Here is a 5283-nt window from a genome sequence, read left to right on the forward strand (position 1 = left end):
CCAGCGCGACGCGCAGCTCGGCCAGCTCGAACTCGCCGTCCTCGCCGCCGAGCATGTCGCCCAGCTCGGTGGCCCGGTCGCCGTCGCCGGTCGGGGTGGCGACCCGCGGATCAAGGCCGTGTGGGAGCTGCACCTGCAGATGGAGCTGGCCCACCTCCAACAGGCCGCCGACCTGCTACGCCGCCACGACGGCCGGGAGCCCGAGGAGATCGTCGGCAGCGCCGGCCTGCCCGAGCCGGTGACCTTCGAACCCAACAAGGACTACCTGCGCCACCTACTGGCCACCCAGATCGACCTCACCAAACTCGGCGAGGGCTACGTCACGGAAGCGCACGAACGCTTCGAGTGGATGCAGCAGCAGGTGCACGACGGCCAGAAGCCCCCGAGCGAGCAGGTCATCGACATGCACCGGGAGCGCTTCGGCGACGAGTACCGCATCGAGACCGAAGGACCGCACCCGGTGGAGGGGCTGCGCGCAGAGGAGGGGGGGGTCCGCCGTGCCTGACACCGACACCCCGGCCACCCCTGGCCCGGACGAGGACGTGGTCGACCTGCTGCTCGCCCAGCACGCCCAGATCGAGGAGCTTTTCCTGCTCGTCATCGGCGGCACCGGGCAGGACCGGCGCGACGCGTTCGACGATCTGGTCCGCCTGCTCGCCGTCCACGAGACCGCCGAGGAGGAGATCATCCACCCCCTGGCCCGCGACCTACCAGGCGGCGGCGGTGACCCGATGGTCGAGGACCGGATGGACGAGGAACGCCGAGCCAACGAGACGCTCAAGACACTCGTCGAGGGCGGCGTCGACGCCGACAGCTTCGACACCGCCATCATCCTGCTGCGCGACGTCGTGCTCACCCACGCCCGCTACGAGGAGCGTTACGAGTTTCCCCTGCTGCGCCAGCACGTACCGGCGGCGAGGCTGCGCAGCCTTGCCGCGCCGTACGCGCCGCGCAGAACACGGCCCCGACCCGCCCGCACCCGATCGCCCGGTCAGCGAAGGCCAACCTGGCAGTGGGCCCCGCGCTGGCGGTCATCGACCGGGTCCGCGACAGGGTCCGCAAGTCGTCCGGCAGCTAACGCGTGGCCCTGTACTCCACGCCGGTGCTGGGCGCCGTCGCCCGTGCCGGCGCTTTGCTGGCCGGCACTGTTCCGGCGTCCGTACGTCCGCAGGTAGGCGGAGCCGGTCACGCCCCGGATGCCCCGACCGTCCGGTCGACCAGGGCTTGGGCCACGTCCCGGACTTTGCGGTTGGAGTTCTGCGAAACCTTCGCCAAGATCTCGAACGCCTCCGCCGGGGTGCAGCGGTGCTCGGCCATGATGATGCCCTTGGCCTGTTCGATGACCGCCCGGCTCGCCATCGCCTCCTGCATCTGCCGGGCGAGGGTGGCGGTGCTGTCGTAGAGCTGCGCGTTGGCCAGGGCGACCGCGGCGTAGGCGGCGAACGTCTCCAGAACCGAGACGGAGTCCTCGTCGAAGGAGTGCGGTGTGCGGGCGTAGACGTTGAGGGCTCCGACGACCGCCTCCTGGATGGGCAGGCCGATCGACACGGAACTTCCCACTCCGACCTCACGGCCGCGTTCGGCCCAGTCGGGCCAGCGAACCTCGGCCGCGATGTCGGGTACGGACAGGACTCCGCCACTGGCGGAGGCGTCCAGGCACGGGCCACTTCCCTGTGCGTACTGCCGTTCGTCCATCTCAAGGGCGAGGTCGGGGGTGAACGCCGCCGTGTACCCGGTCCCGTCTCGCACCAGCGTGACCGACACCTCCACCGGTGTGGGCAGGACACGTTTGGCGAGTTCGGCGACGCGCTGCAGAACATCGTCGAGACTGACGTCGCCGAGCTTGATGCGGCCGAGCTCGGCGAAGGCGTCGGCGGGGTCTGTCGGCGGGCGGGTCACGGCACCGGGTCCTCACGACCGGCGCGCCCGCCGCCGAACCGGAACCGGGGTGGACGCGCGAATGGCAGCTCGCGTTGGCGGGCCGCTGCACGGACCCACCCAGGGCAGAGCCGGGACCCACGCCAGCCCATTGACGCCGGTTCGCCGCACCCGACACCTCGGACGCAGGCTACAGGACAGTCAACGTACTCCCCGTTGTCGCTGAGTGCAGAGCCGGCGCAGCGCGCGAAACGACACAAAGCAGCACGGCCGGACAGGAAGTCGACGTGTCGGCCGCGACGCACGACACCGACGGCAGCCGGGACGGCGCAAGTCCGTCGTCGCGGCCGGGTCGCTGGCGCTGTCCGCGGCCACGCCCCGTGAGCGGGCCACCCGGTCGGGCTGACGGCACGATACATGCAGCGGTCGCAGAGCGGGCCGGAGCCGAACCTATCTGGAGCGGGCGGGCGGGCGGTGATGGGCCGGCGGCGGGTTTGCCTCGGTTGGGCCCGGGAAGCCGGTGGTCCTGACGGTGCGAGACGGACCTCGTGCCGCTCGTTGAGGGGGAGGGTGACATGGCCGATCGGGAGCAGCTCCACGAACTGCGCCAGCGGGCCCACGACGCGGGCATCGAGGGCAACTCGAAGATGACCGAGGACCAGCTCCGGCAGGCGCTGCGGAAGGTCAGCAAGGGCGCTGAGCCGCAGATGGCGAAGCGGGAAGCCAAGGGCTGACCGTCGTTGTCGGCGCAGCACCCGGACCTGGGTGCTGGCGCCGCTGTCGCGCCTGACCGGCGGGACGGCATCGACAAGATCCGGCGCCGACGATGAGGACCATAGGCGCCATCGGCCTGCTGCGAACCGCCACGCACGTCAATTGCCTGGACTGCGCCGATCTGCATGACGTCGTGCAGCCTGGCTGGCGCGACGAGCGCGACTGGCGTCCGAGCGAGACCCACCGCTGTCACGACGCGCGCGCCCGCCAACGCGACAGCCAGCAGGGGAAACGCCACCACCTTCACCAGGACAAGGAGCAGGAGAGATGCACGTGACCGCGACCGACAACCATGCCGTCGCCCAAGCCGTCCACGACGTCGGATCGGCGTTGTGGTTCGGCGGCAGTGTCATGGGTGTGGCCGGAGTGAACAAGTCCGGCAGCGACCTCACCCAGGGCATCGACCGCATCCGTGTCGCCGAGTCCGCCTGGACCCGCTTCAGCCCCGCCCAGTGGCTCGGCATCGGCGCGACCATCCTCGCGGCCTGCAACTCACCCGCACCAGCCGGCGCCGCTTCGCGCTGCAGAAGGGCTACGGCTCGGTCGGCGCCGCCAAGGCCGCCACTGCCGTACTCGGCGCGGCCGCAACCGCCTACGCCGCCTACTGCGGCACCCGCATCGGCCGACTCGCCGAACAGGCCCACCAGCGCGGCGACCAAGTCGACGTCAAGGATGCCACCATACCCACGGCGCACACCCCGCCCGACCTCGCGACCTGGCAGCGACGTCAACGCATCTCCCAGTACGCCGTCCCCGCCCTGGCCGGCGCCAACATCGTCCTCGGGTCCTACCTGGTGCAGTCCTACCGCACCGGCACCACCGCCAAGGGCATCGTGCGCCGCCTGCTGCCGGACTGACCCTGGCCCCGGATCACCTCGGCACCCGGCGACACGCGGCCAGGTCTCGTACTGCCGGGCGGGCCCAACACGCCGAGGTGGTGAACTTCAACGTCGAGGACCGGGTTGCGTCGATCCTCGACATGACCGGCGGGCATCGACAAGATGATCAGCGTCTACCCGCAGACGGTCATCTCGTTCCCGTTCCTCCGCCGAGGCCCCCAGCCGGCGGTCCCCGCAAGTCAGGACCTGTTGCCCGGTTCCTGGGTGCGGCTGTCGAATTCGGTGTGGCCGTTCGGGCACTTCGGGATGGTGCCACCCACCTGCACGCTGACCTTCTCGCCACAGGTCGCGCAGTGGAACACCCCGGTTTTACGTGCCTTCTCCCCCGCGTGTGCCGGCATCGTCGCTCCCGGCTCAGCTGACGGTGGCCAGCAAGTCGCGGCAGGCCCGCTCGCAGGCCCGGCACGCGTCGGCGCAGACCCGGCAGTGTTCGTGCATCTGCGCGTGCCTGGCGCACTCGTCACCGCAGGATTTGCAGGCGGTGGCGCAGGCCGCCAGCAGGGTGCGGCTGATGTTGGCGTCGTAGCCGGTGTGCCGGGACAGCACCCGGGCGGTGGTGGCGCAGATGTCGGCGCAGTCCAGGTCGGTGCGCACACACTTGGTCAACTCGGCGATGCGGTCCTCGCTCAGGCAGGCGTCCGCGCACGCCGTGCACGCCTGCGCGCACGCGTTCAGCGCGTCGATGGTCGTGGCCAGCTTCGCCCGGTCCAGGTTGATCGACTTCGGGTAGGTCTCCAGCATGGACATGGTGATCGTCATGGTCGGCTCCTCGCGGGTGGGGCTCGTCCTGACCGCGCTACCCGTCCCCGCCACAGCCATGCCTGATCCCACGACTGCTTCGACCACCCGACCCACGGGCGCGCCGGGTGTCACCGCCGTGGAAGGGGGTAGCAGACGGGGATGACGCCGAGCAGCAGAGCCCTCATCGCCGGCGCGGCCGGCGCGTCCGCCCTGAACGCCGTCACCTACCTGGACATGGCGGTCAGGGCCAGACCGGCCAGCAGCGCCGGGGAGGACAGCGCCGCCCGCGTGGCCGACCTGGCCCACGTCGACCTCGGTGACCAGAAGACCAGCGAGAACCGGAAGTCCGGGCTCGGGCCGCTGCTCGGCTACGCCACCTCGGTGGCCGCCGCCGCGGTGTACAGCGCGGCGGGAGGCCGCCGGCTGCCGACCGCGGTGTCGGCACTGGCGTTGACCGGACTGGCGATGATCGCCTCCAACGCCCCGATGACCGCGCTGAAGGTCACCGATCCGCGCGCCTGGTCGGCCGCCGACTGGCTCACCGACCTCTTCCCGCACCTCGCCTACGGCACGGTAACCGCCATCGCTCTGAAGGCGCTGCGATGACCAACGACCGCTGATCGCCCAGCCGAGAGGAAGATGCACCAGGAGGTGGCGATCTGTCCCGGTGCCGTTCCGGACGCGCCGTCACTGCGGGTCGTCGAAGCGCCGGGTGCCACGCACTCCCGCCGCCACGTGCCCAGGTCGCCGAAATGCGCGCCCATGGTCGCTCTCACCGAATTCACCGCTCGACTTCACGTGCTGGCAGCGCGCAGAACGGAGCCGAATTCGCCACTCACCCCGAGCTGCCGCACAGCGGGGTGTCAGCGGCCAGGCCCGTGGGTAGGGTGGTCCGCGGGTCAAGACATGCGCCCAGGGTCTGCCACCGCGCCTCGACGCCGGCGGGAGGACCCGACTGACCGATGGATCATCGGGAGGCGGCATGTCCACC

8 protein-coding genes and 1 pseudogene are annotated in these 5283 nt (G+C 70.9%); 5 read left to right on the forward strand and 4 right to left on the reverse strand.

The annotated features are described in order from the left end of the window. A pseudogene (locus tag JNW87_RS34190) lies at nt 1-103 on the reverse strand (RNA polymerase sigma factor SigF); the annotation flags it as partial. A 15-nt stretch (nt 104-118) separates the two neighbouring features. Here JNW87_RS34190 and JNW87_RS34195 point away from each other — a divergent pair. Both JNW87_RS34195 and JNW87_RS34200 read left to right on the forward strand, forming a co-directional pair. After that, nucleotides 119-505 (forward strand): hypothetical protein, encoded by a 387-nt coding sequence (locus JNW87_RS34195; RefSeq protein WP_238455108.1) that lies wholly within the window; start codon nt 119-121, stop codon nt 503-505. Further along, complete coding sequence (locus JNW87_RS34200; RefSeq protein ID WP_238455109.1) at nt 498-1175, forward strand: hemerythrin domain-containing protein; 678 nt, start codon at nt 498-500, stop codon at nt 1173-1175. Before JNW87_RS34195 ends, JNW87_RS34200 begins: the two co-directional genes overlap by 8 nt. Before the next feature lie 10 nt (nt 1176-1185). Here the strand turns inward: JNW87_RS34200 and JNW87_RS34205 are convergent, their stop codons facing one another. Further along, complete coding sequence (locus tag JNW87_RS34205) at nt 1186-1899, reverse strand: GAF and ANTAR domain-containing protein (RefSeq protein WP_109801945.1); 714 nt, start codon at nt 1897-1899, stop codon at nt 1186-1188. Between the two features lie 554 nt (nt 1900-2453). Here JNW87_RS34205 and JNW87_RS34210 point away from each other — a divergent pair. Both JNW87_RS34210 and JNW87_RS34215 read left to right on the forward strand, forming a co-directional pair. Beyond that, nucleotides 2454-2612, forward strand: a complete 159-nt coding sequence (locus tag JNW87_RS34210) for a hypothetical protein (protein ID WP_161557830.1) — start codon at nt 2454-2456, stop codon at nt 2610-2612. Nucleotides 2613-3104: 492 nt separating this feature from the next. Further along, entirely contained in the window at nt 3105-3509 is a 405-nt protein-coding gene (locus JNW87_RS34215) for a hypothetical protein (RefSeq protein WP_201749660.1), read from the forward strand. A 221-nt stretch (nt 3510-3730) separates the two neighbouring features. Here the strand turns inward: JNW87_RS34215 and JNW87_RS34220 are convergent, their stop codons facing one another. Both JNW87_RS34220 and JNW87_RS34225 read right to left on the reverse strand, forming a co-directional pair. After that, a complete protein-coding gene (locus tag JNW87_RS34220; protein WP_109801947.1) occupies nt 3731-3892 on the reverse strand; it encodes an alpha helical protein in 162 nt (53 codons plus the stop codon). 13 nt (nt 3893-3905) lie between these two features. After that, a complete protein-coding gene (locus JNW87_RS34225; protein ID WP_109801948.1) occupies nt 3906-4310 on the reverse strand; it encodes a four-helix bundle copper-binding protein in 405 nt (134 codons plus the stop codon). 141 nt (nt 4311-4451) lie between these two features. On the opposite strand from JNW87_RS34225, the gene JNW87_RS34230 reads away from it, so the two are divergent. After that, complete coding sequence (locus JNW87_RS34230; protein ID WP_109801949.1) at nt 4452-4898, forward strand: hypothetical protein; 447 nt, start codon at nt 4452-4454, stop codon at nt 4896-4898. Nucleotides 4899-5283 lie beyond the last annotated feature (385 nt).

Origin of the sequence: Micromonospora sp. ATA51 (assembly GCF_016802855.1) — a bacterium.
Taxonomy (GTDB): Bacteria; Actinomycetota; Actinomycetes; order Mycobacteriales; family Micromonosporaceae; genus Micromonospora; species Micromonospora sicca.

Coding starts and splice junctions, on each gene's coding strand:
- JNW87_RS34230 (WP_109801949.1), top strand. CDS start 4,452: ATGACGCCGAGCAGCAGAGCCCTCATCGCCGGCGCGGCCGGCGCGTCC.
- JNW87_RS34210 (WP_161557830.1), top strand. CDS start 2,454: ATGGCCGATCGGGAGCAGCTCCACGAACTGCGCCAGCGGGCCCACGAC.
- JNW87_RS34220 (WP_109801947.1), bottom strand. CDS start 3,892: ATGCCGGCACACGCGGGGGAGAAGGCACGTAAAACCGGGGTGTTCCAC.
- JNW87_RS34225 (WP_109801948.1), bottom strand. CDS start 4,310: ATGACGATCACCATGTCCATGCTGGAGACCTACCCGAAGTCGATCAAC.